We start from the raw sequence: 15,709 nt of genomic DNA, 5'->3' as shown, positions 1-15,709 counted from the left end.
AGCAGTCGCAAAAAGAAAAAGGCTTGCCGCGGCAAGCCTTTGAAGGGGGGCATCAAGCATTCTGGCGATGAAGTTTTTCCAGTTTTTTCTTGATCCGGTCACGCTTGAGATTAGACAAGTAATCCACGAACAACTTGCCGTTGAGATGGTCACACTCGTGCTGGATGCACACCGCCAGCAACCCTTCGGCGACCTGCTCGTAAGGCTTGCCGTCGCGATCCAGGGCCTTGATCTTGACCTTCTGCGGGCGGTCGACGTTTTCGTAGAAGCCCGGCACCGAGAGGCAGCCTTCCTGGTATTGCTCCATCTCGTCGGTCAGGGTTTCGAACTCGGGATTGATGAACACCCGAGGCTCGCTGCGGTCTTCGGAGAGGTCCATCACGACGATACGCTTGTGCACGTTGACCTGGGTCGCGGCGAGGCCGATGCCTGGCGCTTCATACATTGTTTCAAACATGTCATCGACCAACTGACGCACTTCGTCGTCCACTACGGCCACTGGTTTGGCGATAGTGCGCAGGCGCGGGTCCGGAAATTCGAGAATGTTCAAAATGGCCATAAGCTTGATAAATGCACGCATGAGGTAAAGTCGGGTGGCTGGCCTGGCGTGTCCGAGGATGCAGGCTACCGTTGTAAAACGTAGCTCTTCAAGGAGCGGGCCACGGGGGCTCTGGCGTTTTACGCGAACGCACATAATAAAGGGATTCACCGCATGAGGAAATCACTACTCGCCCTGCTCCTTCTGGCCTCGGCCGGTATCGCGCACGGGCAAGTGCAACTTCGGGAAGGTTTTCCCCAGCAATACACAGTGGTGACGGGGGACACGCTGTGGGACATTTCCGGTAAATACCTGCGCGAGCCGTGGAAATGGCCGGAGCTCTGGCAGGCCAACCCGCAGATCGAAAACCCGAACCTGATTTATCCCGGCGACACCCTGTCACTGGTCTACGTCAACGGTCAGCCGAAACTGACCCTCAATCGCGGCGCTTCACGGGGCACCATCAAACTGTCGCCGCGCATCCGTAGCTCGCCAGTGGCCGATGCCATCCCGAGCATCCCGCTGCAAGCCATCAACAGCTTTCTGCTGAGCAACCGTATCGTCGACAAGGCCGAGGATTTCGACAAGGCACCCTACATCGTCGCCGGCGATGCCGAACGGGTACTCAGTGGCACGGGCGACCAGATCTTTGCCCGTGGCGCATTCGACGAGAGCCAGTCGACGTACGGCATCTTCCGCCAGGGCAAGGTCTACACCGATCCCGAGACCAAGGAACTCCTGGGCATCAACGCCGACGACATCGGCAGCGGTGAGGTCATTGCGACCGAGGGCGATGTCACCACCCTCGCCCTGCAACGCACCACCCAGGAAGTACGCCTCGGTGACCGCCTGTTCAGTGGCGAAGAACGCTCGATCAACTCGACGTTCATGCCCAGCGCGCCAACGTCGGACATCAATGGGTTGATCCTTGACGTGCCTCGGGGCGTCACCCAGATCGGCGCGCTGGATGTGGTCACCCTGAACAAGGGCCGGCGCGACGGGCTGGTCGAAGGCAACGTGCTGGCGGTGATGAAAACCGGTGAAACCGTGCGCGACCGCATCAGCGGCCAATCGGTGAAGATCCCGGATCAACGGGCCGGCCTGCTGATGGTTTTCCGCACCTACGACAAACTCAGCTATGGCTTGGTGCTGTACGCCACACGCTCACTGGAGGTGCTCGACAAGGTGCGCAATCCGTAACGGGTCTCACAAGTTACCAACAGAGTTATCCACAGCTTGTTCCCGTTTGAACGGGGCTTATAACGATCAAGGATGATCACATGTCATTGCCTGAATTTGCTTCGGTTTCCCCTGCGGAACTGGAGGCCCGTCTTCGCTTGCATCGCTTGCCGGAGCTGGGGCCCAAACGTTTCATGACCCTGATGCAAGCCTTTGGCTCAGCCTCCAAAGCCATCAGTGCGCCGGCCAGCGCGTGGCGAGCGCTGGGGTTACCCATGGCGTGTGCCGAGGCTCGGCGCAACCCGGATGTGCGTGACGGTGCCGCCCATGCATTGGCCTGGCTGGAGGGTTCGGGCCAGCATCTACTGATGTGGGACCAACCTGATTACCCGGCGCTGCTGGCGCAGATCAGCGCTGCGCCACCGCTGCTGTTCGTCGCCGGCGACGCCGGGATTCTGGAAAAACCGCAATTGGCGATGGTCGGTAGTCGTCGCGCATCGCGTCCGGGTATGGACACGGCCGCGGCGTTTTCCCGAAGCCTGGCCGGCGCCGGTTTTGTCATCACCAGCGGCCTGGCCCTGGGCATCGACGCCGCGGCCCATCAGGCCGCGCTGGATGTTGGCGGGCAAACCGTCGGCGTGCTGGGCACCGGGCTGGAAAATTTTTATCCACAGCGCAATCGGCGCCTGGCGGACGCGATGATCGCCCAGGGCAGTGCCGTGTTATCGGAGTTCCCGCTGGACGCGCCGCCCCACGCCAGCAACTTTCCGCGGCGCAACCGAATCATCAGCGGCTTGTCCCTTGGCGTGCTGGTGGTCGAAGCCAGCGTCGCCAGCGGCTCGCTCATCACGGCACGATTGGCGGCGGAACAGGGCCGCGAGGTATACGCCATCCCGGGATCGATCCACCATCCCGGTGCCCGGGGCTGCCATCAACTGATCCGCGACGGCGCGGCGCTGGTGGAAACCGTCGAACACATCCTTGAAGCGTTGCGAGGTTGGCAGCGGTTACCGCTCACCTCAGAGCCCGCGCCGTCGACACACCCGCTGTTGCGCTTGCTCCATGCCGCGCCGCTCACCAGCGAGGCGCTGGCCGAGGCCAGTGGTTGGGGCCTGCCTAAAGTACTGGCGGCACTGACCGAGCTGGAAATGGAGGGACGGGCTGTGTGGGACCACGGGCGCTGGTTAGCGCGGACACGCTAGGTTTTACAAGGAAGATCGGTAAACTGCGCACAGCCTTATTTGCGTTGCGGAGAATCCTTCATGGTCAACAGTTGGCGTGTGCAACAAGCCGCGCGAGAAATTCGTGCCGGGGCGGTGATTGCCTATCCAACCGAAGCGGTCTGGGGTCTGGGCTGTGACCCGTGGAGCGAGGAGGCGGTGGAACGCCTGCTGGCGATCAAGTCGCGGCTGCCCGACAAGGGGCTGATTCTGGTGGCTGACAATATTCACCAGTTCGACTTTCTGTTCGAAGACTTCCCCGACACCTGGATGGACCGCATGGCCAGCACCTGGCCGGGGCCCAATACCTGGCTGGTGCCGCACCAGAATCTGCTGCCGGAATGGATCACCGGCGTGCACGACACCGTCGCACTGCGGGTCAGCGATCATCCCACCGTGCGAGATTTGTGTTCGCTGGTCGGGCCGCTGGTCTCTACTTCGGCCAACCCTCAGGGCCGTCCGGCGGCGCGCACGCGGATTCGCGTCGAGCAGTATTTCCGTGGGCAGATCGACCTGGTGCTTGGCGGCAACCTCGGCGGGCGCAAGAACCCGAGTGTGATTCGCGACCTGGCCACCGGGAAAGTGGTACGGCCGGACTGATACCGCGTCATGGTTCATCGCGGGCAAGCCTTGCTCCCACAGAGTAAAAACCTGTGAGGGCAAGGCCTACTTCCACAGGGTAAAACCTGTGGGAGCAAGGCTTGCCCGCGATGAGGCCATCACAAACACCCTGTCATTCAAGGCAGAAGAATGGTCGACCCGGTCGTACGCCGCGCCGACAACTCGGCCTGGGCCTTGGCCGCTTCCGCCAGTGGATAACGCTGGTTGATATCCACTTTGATCTTGCCGCTGCTGATCATCCCGAACAGTTCGTCGGCCATGCGTTGCAGGTTTTCAGCATTGTTGGCGTAAGTCCCCAGGGTCGGGCGGGTGACGTACAGCGAGCCTTTGGCTGCGAGGATCCCCAGGTTCACGCCGTCCACCGCACCGGAGGCATTGCCGAAGCTCACCACCAGGCCACGGGGGGCTGCGCTGTCCAGGGAAGTCAGCCAGGTGTCCTTACCGACCCCGTCATACACCACCGGCACTTTTTTACCGTCAGTTAATTCCAGCACACGCTGTGCGACGTTTTCCTTGCTGTAATCGATGGTTTCCCAAGCGCCGTGGGATTTGGCGATTGCCGCTTTTTCCGGTGAGCTGACGGTACCGATCAGCTTCACGCCTAAGGCCTTGGCCCATTGGCAGGCCAGGGAGCCCACGCCACCGGCGGCGGCATGGAACAGGATGGTTTCGCCACCTTTGAGTTCATAAGTCTGACGCAACAGGTACTGCACGGTCAGGCCCTTGAGCATCACACCGGCCGCCTGTTCGAAACTGATGGATTCGGGCAAATGCACCAGGTTGGCTTCGGGCAACACATGCACATCGCTGTAGGCCCCCAGCGGACCACTGCCATAGGCCACCCGGTCACCGACCTTGAACCGCGTGACGCCTGAGCCGATCGCCTCGACCACGCCGGCCCCTTCGGCGCCCAGGCCCGATGGCAGGGCCGGCGGCGGATAAAGACCGCTGCGGTAATAGGTGTCGATGAAGTTCAGGCCGATCGCCCTGTTGCTGACGCGCACTTGCTGCGGTCCCGGCTCGGCAGGCTGGTAGCCCACGTACTCAAGCACTTCGGGGCCACCGTGAGAACTGAACTGGATACGTTTGGCCATCTTCACTCGCTCCTTGTCGCGGGACTTTTTACCAAGCCTGCTATCGGACTCCTAAGCTTGACCTTCGTCAACTGTGGCGTGGGCAAGCGCGGTGGTATCCTGTGCGCCCATTTGCCACCGGCCCGTTGTACGCCGCGTAGCGTAGCCCTGATCAAGGTGATGTCATGTCCACTCGCACCGAGGCCGTGAAAGCCTACCTGCTCGACCTGCAAGACCGCATCTGCGCAGCCCTGGAAACCGAAGACGGTGGCACTCGCTTCGTCGAAGATGCCTGGACCCGGCCTGCCGGTGGTGGCGGTCGCACGCGGGTGATCGAAAACGGCACGGTGATTGAAAAGGGTGGAGTCAATTTTTCCCACGTCTTCGGCAGCGGTCTCCCACCGTCGGCCAGCGCCCATCGGCCGGAACTGGCCGGGCGTGGTTTCGAAGCCCTGGGTGTGTCGTTGGTGATCCACCCGCACAACCCCCATGTGCCGACCTCCCACGCCAACGTGCGCTTTTTCATCGCCGAAAAAGAAGGCGAAGAGCCGGTCTGGTGGTTCGGCGGCGGCTTCGACCTGACGCCTTACTACGGCGTGGCCGAGGATTGCGTGCATTGGCACCGCATTGCCGAGCAGGCCTGTGCCCCGTTCGGCCCGGATGTGTACCCGCGCTACAAGGCCTGGTGCGACAGCTATTTCCACCTCAAGCACCGAAACGAGCCACGGGGTATCGGCGGCCTGTTTTTCGATGACTTGAACGAATGGGACTTCGACACCAGCTTCGCTTTCATGCGTGCCATCGGCGATGCCTACATCGATGCTTATCTGCCCATCGTCCGTCGCCGCAAGCACGAGCCGTTCACCGCCAAACAACGGCAATTCCAGGAATTTCGCCGTGGACGCTACGTGGAGTTCAACCTGGTCTATGACCGCGGCACCCTGTTCGGGCTGCAATCGGGCGGGCGCACTGAGTCGATCCTGATGTCCCTGCCGCCACAAGTGCGCTGGGGCTACGACTGGAAAGCCGAACCGGGCAGCGAAGAAGCGCGGCTGACCGAGTACTTCCTGCAGGACCGCGATTGGCTGGCGACGGCCTGAACGAGGAACATCCATGGATCGCTACGTTGTAATGGGTAACCCGATCGGCCACAGCAAATCGCCGCTGATCCACCGCCTGTTTGCCGAACAGACCGGGCAAGCGCTGGACTACACCACACTGCTGGCACCCCTGGACGATTTTGCCGGTTGCGCGCGGGAATTTTTCCGCGAGGGTCGTGGGGCAAACGTCACCGTGCCGTTCAAGGAAGACGCCTTCCGCTTGGCCGACACCCTGACCGAACGAGCGCAACGGGCCGGGGCGGTCAACACCTTGAGCAAACTGGCCGACGGTCGCCTGTTGGGTGACAACACCGACGGTGCCGGGCTGGTTCGGGACCTGACCGTCAACGCGGGCTTTAGCCTCAAGGGCAAACGCATCCTGTTGCTGGGGGCCGGTGGCGCAGTGCGCGGCGCCTTGGAACCGTTGCTGGCCGAAGCGCCGGCCTCGGTGATCATCGCCAATCGCACGGTGGAAAAAGCCGAGTTGCTGGCCGAGTTGTTCGCGGACCTGGGCCCGGTCTCGGCCAGTGGTTTTGACTGGCTGCAAGAGCCGGTGGACCTGATCATCAATGCCACGTCGGCGAGCCTGTCAGGGGATGTACCGCCGATTGCCGGAAGTTTGATTGAGCCCGGCAAGACGTTTTGCTACGACATGATGTATGGCAAGGAGCCTACCTCGTTCTGCCACTGGGCCAAGGCACAGGGCGCGGCGGTGGCGATGGACGGCCTGGGCATGCTGGCCGAACAGGCTGGCGAAGCGTTCTACCTGTGGCGCGGGGTTCGCCCGGATACCGCGCCGGTGTTGGCCGAGCTGCGCCGCCAGTTGGCCCTTTAAGCTGCAGTGGGAGCAAAGCTTGCTCCCACAAATCCTCTGGCCCCAAGTTGTGCGTGCCTGAGGTTTTTTATTCTTCAAAATGGATGGGGCACTGCTCCGGCCCTTCCAACTTCTTCAGCTCCTCCACCACATGCGGCCTGGCCTTGCGCAAGGTCAGGCTACGCCCCTGGCTGCGCAGGCGCCGGGCTTCCTGGTGCAGCATTTCCACCCCGGAATAATCGATGAAGTTGATCTGCTGGGCATCGATCACCACCCGCTGCGCTTGCATCCGTTGCAGCCGCACTTGCAGGTAATGGCTGGCACCAAAAAAGATCGAGCCGCCAACACGCAGGATATCTGCCTCGCCTTCGAGAAAATATTGCACCCGCGGCTGTGAGGTGCGCTTGAGGTAGAAAAACAGCGAGGCGAGTACACCGGCGTAGATGGCGGTTTGTAGCTCCAGCAGCAACGTGGCCAGGCAGGTCAGGCTCATTACCATGAATTCGGCGCGACTCACGCGGTACAACGCCCGGATGCCGCGATGGTCCACCAGCCCCCAGGCGATCAGCAGAATGCTGCCAGCCATGGCCGGAATCGGGATGTGCGAGATCAGTTTTGCACCAGCTACCGCAAACAAGGCCACCCATAATGCCGAGAACACCCCGGCCAGGGGCGAACAGGCCCCGGCTTCATAGCTGAGGCCGGAACGGGTAAAGGAACCGGCTGACAATGATCCGGAGAAAAACCCTCCAATGATGTTGGAAAGCCCCTGCGCCCTGACCTCCTGATTCGCATCGAGCAATTGCCCGGAGCGGACCGATAACGAGCGGGCGATGGACAAGCTGGTGACCAGCCCAAGCATGCCCACCGCGACGGCGCCGGGCAGCAGGCGCAGTATCAGGTCCAGGTCCAGAGGCAGCGGCGTGAAAGGGGGTAGACGCCCGACAAAGGCGCTGACCAGCGCCACATGCCCGAACATCGCTGGCCAGAGCCAGACCAAGAGGCTGCTGATAACCAGCGTTATCAACAGGCTCGGCCAGCGCGGCAGCAGCCGTTTGAGCACCACCCCCAGGCCCAGCGTCCCCAAGCCCAGCAACAAGGAAGGCTTATCCACAGCCTCGATCTGGCTGGCCAACATCAGCAGGCTTTTCAGCGCCGTGGCTTCGTTGGGCAGGTCGAGGCCCAGCAGGTTTGGCAGCTGCCCCAGCGCGATCACCGCCGCCGCCCCCAGGGTGAAACCCAGCACCACCGAGTGTGAGACGAAATTCACCAGCGCGCCGAACCGCAACAGCCCCAGCAGCCATTGGAAAATGCCCGCCAGTACCGTCAGCAGCAGGATCAAGGTGATGTAGTCCTGGGTGGTGGGCACAGCCAAAGGACTGACGCTGGCATACAAGACAATAGAGATCGCTGCCGTAGGACCGCAGATCAGGTGCCACGACGACCCCCACAGACAGGCGATCAGCACGGGCACAATCGCCGCGTATAAGCCGTACTCAGGGGGCAAACCGGCGATCAGGGCGTAGGCAATGGACTGCGGCAACGCGAGAATAGCGCCGCTCAGCCCGACGATCAGATCACGACCAACGCTGGCGCGGGTCTGCCGTGGCAGCCAGCTCAGGAAAGGAAAGAGTGAATGGCGAGTGGGGATTGCCATGAGGCCTCAAGGATGGGGTTTGGCGCAAGAATATCAGGTGGACTATCAACCGTGGTGAGGGAGCTTGCTCCCGCCGGGCCTGTAGGAGCCGCGTAGGAACTGTCGAGTGCAACGAGGCTGCGATCTTTCCAAAGACACTTGAATCTAAAGCGAAAGATCAAAAAATCAAAAGATCGCAGCCTCCGGCAGCTCCTACAGCCCAGCCCAGCGGGAGCAGGCTCCCTCGCCACACTATTATGCCTAGAGCTTGGCCTTCACCGCCGCCAACGCCTCCTTGCCATCCAGGGTTTTCACGCCGTCCAGCCATTTATCCAGCACCGCCGGGTTGGCCTTGATCCAGGCCTTGGCCGCTTCGGCGTTGCTGACTTTCTTGTTTACCACCTCAGACATGATGCTGTTTTCCATTTCCTGGGTGAAACTCAGGTTGGTCAACAGTTTGCCGACGTTGGGGCAGGCCTGTGCATAACCCTTGCGGGTCAGGGTATAAACACTGCCGGTGTCGCCGAAGTACTTTTCGCCGCCCTTGAGGTAATGCATTTTCAACTGCACGTTCATGGGGTGCGGCGTCCAGCCGAGGAAGGTCACGAACTTCTGTTTCTTCACGGCCCGGGAGACTTCCGCCAACATCGCCTGCTCGCTGGACTCCACCAGCTTCCACTCACCCATGCCGAAATCATTGGTTTTGATGATTTCCTTCAGCGAGAGGTTCGCCGGGGCGCCGGAGCCAATGCCGTAGATTTTCTTGTCGAACTTGTCGGCGAATTTGTTCAGGTCGGCGAAGTTATGCACACCTGCGTCCCAGACGTAGTCCGGAACCGCCAGGGTGAACTCGGTGCCGTCCAGGTTCTTGGCCAATTGTGTGACGTCGCCGGTGGCCACGAATTTGTCATAGAACCCTTGCTGCGCCGGCATCCAGTTACCCAGGAACACATCAACCTGGCCATCCTTGAGGCCACCGAAGGTGATGGGCACCGCGAGGGTGTCGACCTTGGCCTTGTAGCCCATACCGTCCAGCAGCAAACCGGTGATGGCGTTGGTCGCGGCGATGTCACTCCAGCCCGGGTCGGCCATTTTTACGGTCTCGCAGCTTTGCTCGGCCCACGCCGAAACACTGCTCAACGCCAACAGCCCAGCGGTCAGTACTGTGGATAACTTTTGCATGTGCTTGCCCTTACGTTATTGGTTTTGGCAGGGTTGTGGATAACGGGCCTTGCGCTCCAGATCGTCGAGGTCGATGTGATTGCGCATGTATTGCTGGCTGGCATCCACCAGCGGCTGGTGGTCCCAGCTCTTGAGTTTGCCCAGGGTCAGGGCCTGGGCAACGAAACGTCGGCGTCGCTGGCTGGCGAGCACCTGTTGATGAATGGCCGGAATATCCCACTTGGCTCGGGCTTCGGCGATAAAATCGGCGAACAAGGGCTGATGTTCCGGTGATTGGCTGAGTTCTTCCAACTCTTTGGGATCGTTGCGCACATCAAACAGCAAGCACGGATCGTCTTCGCTGTAGATGAATTTCCAAGGGCCGCGACGGATCATCATCAACGGACTGACGGTGCCTTCGGCCATGTACTCACCAAAAACCTCGTCATGCCCGCCCTGCCCTTGCAGATGCGGCACCAGCGAACGGCCATCCAGCGGCAATCCTGGCTCCAGCGTGCCGCCAGCCAGTTCGACCAGGGTCGGCAGCAAGTCGGCGGTGGACACCGCCGCGCTGACCCGGCCGCTGGCGAACTGGCCGGGTGCGCTGATCAGCAGGGGGACACGGGCGGCCATTTCGAACCAGTGCATTTTGTACCAAAGGCCTTTTTCGCCGAGCATGTCCCCATGATCGCCGGAGAACACGATGATCGTGTCGTCCATCAAACCGGTGTCTTCCAGGGTTTGCAGTAACTTTCCGATATTGCTGTCGATGTAGCTGCACGCGCCGAAGTACGCTCGACGGGCATCGCGAATCTTATCCACAGGCAGCGGTTTCCCCCACAAGTCATACACTTTCAGCAGGCGCTGGGAATGCGGGTCGAGGTCCGTTTGTGCCGGGGTTTGCGGCAGAGGGATGTCGTTGTCGTCATACAAATCCCAAAACGCCTTGGGAATCGTGTACGGATCGTGTGGGTGAGTCATGGACACCGTCAGGCAGAACGGTTGATCGCCGTCCTCGCGGATGTGGTCGAACAAATACTGCTGGGCCTTGAACACCACTTCTTCGTCGAAATCCAGCTGGTTGGTTCGCACGCAGGGGCCGGCCTGCAACACCGAAGACATGTTGTGGTACCAACTCGGCCGTACGTCCGGCTCGTCCCAATTCACCGCCCAGCCGTAATCGGCCGGGTAAATATCACTGGTCAGGCGTTCTTCGTAGCCGTGCAGCTGGTCGGGCCCGCAAAAATGCATCTTGCCGGACAACGCCGTGCGGTAGCCGAGACGACGCAGGTAGTGGGCATAAGTCGGCACGTCTGCAGGAAAATCCGCCGCGTTGTCGTAAGCACCAATCTTGCTGGGCAATTGGCCGCTCACCAGGGTAAAGCGTGACGGCGCACAAAGTGGGCTGTTGCAATAAGCGGCATCGAACACCACGCCCTCAGCGGCCAGACGCGCCAGGTTTGGCAGCTTGATCGGCGAAGGACCGTAGATCGGCAACATTGGCGCAGCCATTTGATCGGCCATGATGAAAAGAATGTTCTTGCGCTTCATGTATTCGCGGCATTCCATAGTAGACAGTTATGCGATATTGCTGCGATTGAGCATGTAGCCCCCGTTTTTCGGGGTAAAGCCCATGTAGGACAATGACTAGGATAAGCACAGCTTATGTATGACGCCTTGGGCGACCTATCCCTGAACTTGTTCCGTGTTTTTGAAGCGGCAGCCCGCCATCGCAGCTTTACGGCGGCGGCGATTGAGCTGGACACCACGCAACCGGCCATCAGCCAGCAGATCAAACGCCTGGAAGAACGCCTGCATACGCGGTTGTTCGACCGCATCTACCGCGGCATCGAACTGACTGAGGCCGGGACGATCTTGTTCGAGCAGGTGCAGGCCGGGTTGCAGAGTATCGATGCGGGGTTGAACGCGATCACAGCCCAGCATCAGCATGAAGTGCTGCAGGTCGCCACGGATTTCGCTTTCGCCGCCTATTGGCTGATGCCGCGACTGCATCGGTTTCACGCGGCCAACCCGCAGGTGGACGTCAGCCTGGTGACCAGCGAACGCAACCACAACATGCTGCGCACGGACATTGACGTTGCAATACTGTTTGGCGACGGGCGCTTCAAACAGGGCGAAAGTCGCTGGCTCTTCAGCGAAGAAGTGTTTCCGGTGTGCAGCCCGCTGTTGCTCAAGGAGCGTCCCCTGCCCTTGCCGGCCCAGACCTTGTCGGAACTTCCCCTGCTGCATTTACGTGGAGAAAACAGCAGTAACTGGTTCGACTGGAGCGGCGTATTTCGTGAATTGGGGATCACTTCGCCACCGGCCCCAGGGCAGTTGCGGTTCGATAACTACACCTTGCTCATCCAGGCGGCGATTGGCGGCCAGGGCGTCGCCATCGGCTGGCGTCACCTTGTGGATAACTTACTGGCGCAGGGTCTGCTGTGTCGTCCGATCGCTGAAACAGTGCTGTCGCGCCAGGGGTATTACGTGGTCTTGCCTCAGCGTAAGCGGCGTGGGGTATTGATCAGGCAGTTTGTGGACTGGTTGATGGAAGAACAGGCCAACAGTGCCGAATCGCTCACGGGCTTGCCGTTGCCGTCTATTGCTGTTTGAAAAGATCGCAGCCTTGGGCAACGTCTACAGTAGCTGCGATTTTTTAGGCTAATCGGCCGCAACGAAACTGACATGCTGGCCCACATGCAGGTTCAAGCGCAGCTCGTCGGCGATACCGACGGCCACGCGGTTAAGCCGCTCCAGCGATTCGGCCAATCCAGGCTCAAGGCTGGTGCTGACCTGGCTGAAATGCTCGATACCCAACCCAGCAGCGGCATAGGGCGAATTGACAAGGGTCCATTGCAAGTCGCTGTTTCGCAGGGCATCGAGGATTTCCTCGGCGGCGTGGCGCTGCAAAACATCCTCCGCCTGCTCCTCGTCGAGCACGGCGAAATCGCCCACCAGAAACAGCCGGGGAATATTCACCGCCTGCATGCCAGCAATCAGTGCATCCACGGCTAATACTTGCTCCACGGGGCCCGGAATCAGTGTGCGTTCCACCTGCTCGCTGTTCATCGGCAATCCCGGCGCGTTCAGCAGGCATACCACCGCGCTGGCGCCAGCGACGCTTTGCTTGACCCGTTCGGGATCGTAGAGGTCTCCGGGCTTGGTCCGCAGGCCCGGGCGCGGAGCCAGCGCCGTAAGATCATCGAGGATGGCGATAATTTCATGCTGACGGCGCAGCATTTCAGCCATCAACGCACTGCCGAGGCTGCTCATGGCACCATAAAGCACCACCTTGATGACCGGGGTTTCGGCATTTTTCATGGCTGTTTTTCCTTTTTTCCCGCGTATAAGGCCTCTGACCCGCGGAAAACGACGAGGGTTCGGCCTGTTTTCGAGGAGTGACAAATGCAGCGGATCAAGGGCTACCACGCCCACGTGTACTTCGATGCCAACACCATCGACCAGGCGCGGGCGCTGTGCGAGGAAGCGTCAAAACTGTTCCCGCTGAAAATGGGCCGCGTCCACCAACGCCCGGTCGGCCCGCACCCGGACTGGAGCTGCCAACTGGCGTTCGACCCGCAGTACATCGGCGTGGTCTTGCCGTGGCTGGCCCTGAATCGCAAAGGCCTGGTTATTTTCATGCACCCCGATACCGGCGATGACCTGACGGACCACTCCGACCATGCGATCTGGATGGGGGCGGTGCGGCAGCTGGATCTTTCGGGGTTTGCAGCAAAAACCTGATTGTCCCCTGTGGCGAAAGCTGGCTGAAAGCTTGCGCGATTAGGATCGCCCCACTACCGGCAAAAGACCGGTGGCCAGAAGCGAGTTTCGAAGGCTCGTTTGGCCCTTTTAACAACAACAATGGTGATTCTGATGTCCGCTGCTACCTCTCCCGTCGCGTCAACTCCATCCGTCCGTCCCGTGCTTTGCATCCTGCGCTGACCTGTCCGGTTCGCCTTTGCCCGCCGCGCCACGCCTGGAGTATTTCCTATGCTGACTTTCCTTGGCTTTGCCATGGTCATCACGTTCATGTTCCTGATCATGACCAAGCGCCTGTCCGCGCTGATCGCCCTGATCATCATCCCGATCCTGTTCGCCCTGTTCGGTGGCTTTGCGCCGAAGATCGGCCCAATGATGCTCGAAGGCATCACCAAGCTCGCCCCGACCGGGGTGATGCTGATGTTCGCGATTCTCTATTTTGCCCTGATGATCGACTCCGGCCTGTTCGACCCGGCCGTGCGCAAGATCCTCAAACTGGTCAAGGGCGACCCGTTGAAAGTTTCGGTCGGCACCGCCGTTCTGGCGCTCGTCGTTTCCCTCGATGGTGACGGCGCGACCACTTACATGATCTGCGTGGCCGCCATGCTGCCGCTCTACAGCCGCATTGGCATGAGCCCACGCATCATGGCTGGCCTGATCATCCTCGCCGGTGGCGTGATGAACATGACCCCCTGGGGCGGCCCGACTGCCCGTGCGGCCAGCGCGCTGCATGTCGATCCATCCGACATCTTCGTTCCGATGATTCCTGCGATGGCAGCTGGTGTGGTGGCGATTCTGGTGATCGCCTACATGTACGGCAAACGCGAGCGTGCGCGCCTGGGCGAGTTGCACCTGGCAGGTGATGAAATCGACCACAGCGAAATCAGCGTTTCCCAGTTTCCGGATGCCCGTCGTCCGAAGTTGATCTGGTTCAACGGCGCGTTGACCCTGGGCCTGATGTGCACCCTAATCGCCGGTCTGTTGCCGCTGCCCGTGCTGTTCATGGTGGCCTTCAGTATCGCGATGATCGTCAACTACCCTTGCCTGCAACAGCAGAAGGACCGCGTTGCGGCTCACGCCGGTAGCGTATTGGCGGTGGTCGGGCTGATTTTCGCGGCGGGTATCTTTACCGGTATCCTGTCCGGCACCGGCATGGTCGACGCCATGTCCAAAAGCCTGCTGGCGGTGATCCCGGACTTCCTCGGCCCGTACCTGGCGGTGATTACCGCCTTGGCGAGCATGCCGTTCACGTTCTTCATGTCGAACGACGCATTTTATTACGGGGTGTTACCGGTTCTCGCTGAAGCAGCCAGCCATTACGGGATCACGGCCGTTGAAATGGCCCGTGCCTCGATCGTCGGCCAGCCCGTCCACCTGTTGAGCCCGCTGGTTCCGTCCACTTACCTGCTGGTAGCGCTGGCCGGGATCGAATTTGGCGATCACCAGCGCTTCACCTTGAAGTGGGCAGTACTGGTTTGCCTGTGCATAATGTTCGCCGCCTTGCTGATGGGGATTTTTCCGCTGTTCAGCACTCTATAAAAGCAATACCCGCTGCGTCGCCCTGATAGATAACCGAAGGTGCGGCGCGGCCTAACACTCGCTCAAAGGAATTCACATGGAATGGCTGACCAACCCGGAAATCTGGGTTGCCTTCTTTACCCTGACCGCCCTGGAAATCGTCCTGGGCATCGACAACATCATCATGATCTCGATCCTGGTCAGCCGCATGCCCAAGCACATGCAGGCGCGCACCCGGATCTTCGGCCTGGCCCTGGCCATGGTCACACGGATCCTGTTGCTGCTGTCCATCACCTGGGTTATGCGCCTGACCGCCGATTTGTTCGAAGTGTTCGGCCAGGGCATCTCCGGTCGTGACCTGATCCTGTTCTTCGGTGGCCTGTTCCTGTTGTGGAAAAGCTCCCAGGAGATGTACCACGCGCTGGAAGGCGAAGATGAAACCAACGACGAACCTTCGGGCAAGGGCGGCAACTTCCTCTACACCATCATCCAGATCGCGATCATCGACATCGTGTTCTCCCTGGACTCGGTCATTACCGCTGTCGGCATGGTGTCCCATGTGCCGGTGATGGTGGCGGCGATCATCGTCGCCGTGCTGGTGATGATGCTGGCTGCAGGCACCATCAGCGAGTTCATCGACAAGCACCCGTCGCTGAAGATGCTGGCGCTGTCGTTCCTGCTGGTGGTCGGTACCGTGTTGATCGCCGAATCGTTCGGCGTGCATGTACCAAAAGGCTACGTCTACTTCGCCATGGCGTTCTCCCTCGCGGTGGAAGCCATCAACATCAAGATGCGCATCGCGATTGCACGCAAGCGCAAGCAGCAGGATCCGGTGAAACTGCGCAAGGATATTCCGGGCCAGTGATGGTTGCGGGGCAGTGAATGAAGGGGCTCTTGGAGCCCCTTTTTCATGCCTGGATAAAAATTAGTCAGATTTCGTGGTGTCTTTTGGCGAGTGGGTTTTTATGACAGTTTTGTTTCAAACAATTCTTTAGCTGTGCAATGCTGGCGCCCGAACCGTTAGCCAACTACAGCTTAAGTACAACGAAAAACTATGTGGCACTGTCAATTTGTCCCTTTGGGA

At 60.2% G+C, this 15,709-nt stretch carries 15 protein-coding genes; 9 read left to right on the top strand and 6 right to left on the bottom strand.

The genetic code is table 11. The features are described 5' to 3' along the window. Window positions 1-52: 52 nt before the first annotated feature. On the bottom strand, window positions 53-559 hold the full coding sequence (gene def, locus ACA047_RS00340) for a peptide deformylase (RefSeq protein WP_497360598.1): 507 nt from the start codon (window positions 557-559) through the stop codon (window positions 53-55). A 153-nt stretch (window positions 560-712) separates the two neighbouring features. Here def and ACA047_RS00335 point away from each other — a divergent pair, with 153 nt between their 5' ends. The 3 genes from ACA047_RS00335 (at window position 713) to tsaC (ending at window position 3,537) form a co-directional block, all read left to right on the top strand. Next, window positions 713-1,738 (top strand): LysM peptidoglycan-binding domain-containing protein, encoded by a 1,026-nt coding sequence (locus tag ACA047_RS00335; RefSeq protein ID WP_497355641.1) that lies wholly within the window; start codon window positions 713-715, stop codon window positions 1,736-1,738. Between the two features lie 80 nt (window positions 1,739-1,818). Further along, on the top strand, window positions 1,819-2,919 hold the full coding sequence (gene dprA / locus ACA047_RS00330; RefSeq protein ID WP_497355639.1) for a DNA-processing protein DprA: 1,101 nt from the start codon (window positions 1,819-1,821) through the stop codon (window positions 2,917-2,919). A gap of 60 nt (window positions 2,920-2,979) precedes the next feature. Then, complete coding sequence (gene tsaC, locus ACA047_RS00325; protein WP_497355637.1) at window positions 2,980-3,537, top strand: L-threonylcarbamoyladenylate synthase type 1 TsaC; 558 nt, start codon at window positions 2,980-2,982, stop codon at window positions 3,535-3,537. Window positions 3,538-3,674: 137 nt separating this feature from the next. Here tsaC and ACA047_RS00320 read toward each other — a convergent pair whose 3' ends face one another. Then, a complete protein-coding gene (locus tag ACA047_RS00320; protein WP_497355635.1) occupies window positions 3,675-4,652 on the bottom strand; it encodes an NADPH:quinone reductase in 978 nt (325 codons plus the stop codon). A 164-nt stretch (window positions 4,653-4,816) separates the two neighbouring features. Here ACA047_RS00320 and hemF point away from each other — a divergent pair, with 164 nt between their 5' ends. Then, complete coding sequence (gene hemF, locus ACA047_RS00315; RefSeq protein WP_497355633.1) at window positions 4,817-5,731, top strand: oxygen-dependent coproporphyrinogen oxidase; 915 nt, start codon at window positions 4,817-4,819, stop codon at window positions 5,729-5,731. Between the two features lie 13 nt (window positions 5,732-5,744). Next, on the top strand, window positions 5,745-6,566 hold the full coding sequence (gene aroE / locus ACA047_RS00310) for a shikimate dehydrogenase (protein ID WP_497355631.1): 822 nt from the start codon (window positions 5,745-5,747) through the stop codon (window positions 6,564-6,566). Window positions 6,567-6,633: 67 nt separating this feature from the next. On the opposite strand, the gene ACA047_RS00305 is transcribed toward aroE, so the two are convergent. From ACA047_RS00305 to betC, 3 genes are all read right to left on the bottom strand, one after another. Further along, entirely contained in the window at window positions 6,634-8,202 is a 1,569-nt protein-coding gene (locus tag ACA047_RS00305; RefSeq protein WP_497355629.1) for a SulP family inorganic anion transporter, read from the bottom strand. A gap of 240 nt (window positions 8,203-8,442) precedes the next feature. Further along, complete coding sequence (choX, locus tag ACA047_RS00300) at window positions 8,443-9,363, bottom strand: choline ABC transporter substrate-binding protein (RefSeq protein WP_497355627.1); 921 nt, start codon at window positions 9,361-9,363, stop codon at window positions 8,443-8,445. A gap of 15 nt (window positions 9,364-9,378) precedes the next feature. Beyond that, the gene (betC, locus tag ACA047_RS00295) at window positions 9,379-10,893 is read right to left on the bottom strand and encodes a choline-sulfatase (protein WP_497355626.1); all 1,515 of its coding nucleotides are present in this window, start codon (window positions 10,891-10,893) and stop codon (window positions 9,379-9,381) included. A 114-nt stretch (window positions 10,894-11,007) separates the two neighbouring features. Between betC and ACA047_RS00290 the strand changes: the two genes are divergently transcribed. Beyond that, window positions 11,008-11,958: a choline sulfate utilization transcriptional regulator gene (locus tag ACA047_RS00290; protein WP_497355624.1), complete on the top strand. Its 951-nt coding sequence runs from the start codon at window positions 11,008-11,010 to the stop codon at window positions 11,956-11,958. Window positions 11,959-12,006: 48 nt separating this feature from the next. On the opposite strand, the gene ACA047_RS00285 is transcribed toward ACA047_RS00290, so the two are convergent. Then, window positions 12,007-12,666, bottom strand: coding sequence for an NAD(P)-dependent oxidoreductase (locus tag ACA047_RS00285; protein ID WP_497355622.1), 660 nt, complete (start codon window positions 12,664-12,666; stop codon window positions 12,007-12,009). Window positions 12,667-12,750: 84 nt separating this feature from the next. Between ACA047_RS00285 and ACA047_RS00280 the strand changes: the two genes are divergently transcribed. The 3 genes from ACA047_RS00280 (at window position 12,751) to ACA047_RS00270 (ending at window position 15,490) form a co-directional block, all read left to right on the top strand. Further along, the gene (locus tag ACA047_RS00280; protein WP_497355621.1) at window positions 12,751-13,089 is read left to right on the top strand and encodes a DOPA 4,5-dioxygenase family protein; all 339 of its coding nucleotides are present in this window, start codon (window positions 12,751-12,753) and stop codon (window positions 13,087-13,089) included. Between the two features lie 249 nt (window positions 13,090-13,338). Next, window positions 13,339-14,646, top strand: a complete 1,308-nt coding sequence (locus ACA047_RS00275) for a CitMHS family transporter (RefSeq protein WP_003177163.1) — start codon at window positions 13,339-13,341, stop codon at window positions 14,644-14,646. A gap of 76 nt (window positions 14,647-14,722) precedes the next feature. After that, a complete protein-coding gene (locus tag ACA047_RS00270) occupies window positions 14,723-15,490 on the top strand; it encodes a TerC family protein (protein ID WP_497355619.1) in 768 nt (255 codons plus the stop codon). Window positions 15,491-15,709: the final 219 nt, after the last annotated feature.

Source organism: Pseudomonas sp. LBUM1664 (assembly GCF_059695895.1).
Note: the sequence above shows the minus strand (reverse complement) of the source record. Positions and strands in the feature narration are given on the sequence as shown.

Coding starts and splice junctions, on each gene's coding strand:
- dprA (WP_497355639.1), top strand. CDS start 1,819: ATGTCATTGCCTGAATTTGCTTCGGTTTCCCCTGCGGAACTGGAGGCC.
- ACA047_RS00320 (WP_497355635.1), bottom strand. CDS start 4,652: ATGGCCAAACGTATCCAGTTCAGTTCTCACGGTGGCCCCGAAGTGCTT.
- ACA047_RS00280 (WP_497355621.1), top strand. CDS start 12,751: ATGCAGCGGATCAAGGGCTACCACGCCCACGTGTACTTCGATGCCAAC.
- ACA047_RS00275 (WP_003177163.1), top strand. CDS start 13,339: ATGCTGACTTTCCTTGGCTTTGCCATGGTCATCACGTTCATGTTCCTG.
- ACA047_RS00305 (WP_497355629.1), bottom strand. CDS start 8,202: ATGGCAATCCCCACTCGCCATTCACTCTTTCCTTTCCTGAGCTGGCTG.
- hemF (WP_497355633.1), top strand. CDS start 4,817: ATGTCCACTCGCACCGAGGCCGTGAAAGCCTACCTGCTCGACCTGCAA.
- betC (WP_497355626.1), bottom strand. CDS start 10,893: ATGAAGCGCAAGAACATTCTTTTCATCATGGCCGATCAAATGGCTGCG.
- choX (WP_497355627.1), bottom strand. CDS start 9,363: ATGCAAAAGTTATCCACAGTACTGACCGCTGGGCTGTTGGCGTTGAGC.
- ACA047_RS00270 (WP_497355619.1), top strand. CDS start 14,723: ATGGAATGGCTGACCAACCCGGAAATCTGGGTTGCCTTCTTTACCCTG.
- ACA047_RS00335 (WP_497355641.1), top strand. CDS start 713: ATGAGGAAATCACTACTCGCCCTGCTCCTTCTGGCCTCGGCCGGTATC.
- aroE (WP_497355631.1), top strand. CDS start 5,745: ATGGATCGCTACGTTGTAATGGGTAACCCGATCGGCCACAGCAAATCG.
- tsaC (WP_497355637.1), top strand. CDS start 2,980: ATGGTCAACAGTTGGCGTGTGCAACAAGCCGCGCGAGAAATTCGTGCC.
- def (WP_497360598.1), bottom strand. CDS start 559: ATGGCCATTTTGAACATTCTCGAATTTCCGGACCCGCGCCTGCGCACT.
- ACA047_RS00285 (WP_497355622.1), bottom strand. CDS start 12,666: ATGAAAAATGCCGAAACCCCGGTCATCAAGGTGGTGCTTTATGGTGCC.
- ACA047_RS00290 (WP_497355624.1), top strand. CDS start 11,008: ATGTATGACGCCTTGGGCGACCTATCCCTGAACTTGTTCCGTGTTTTT.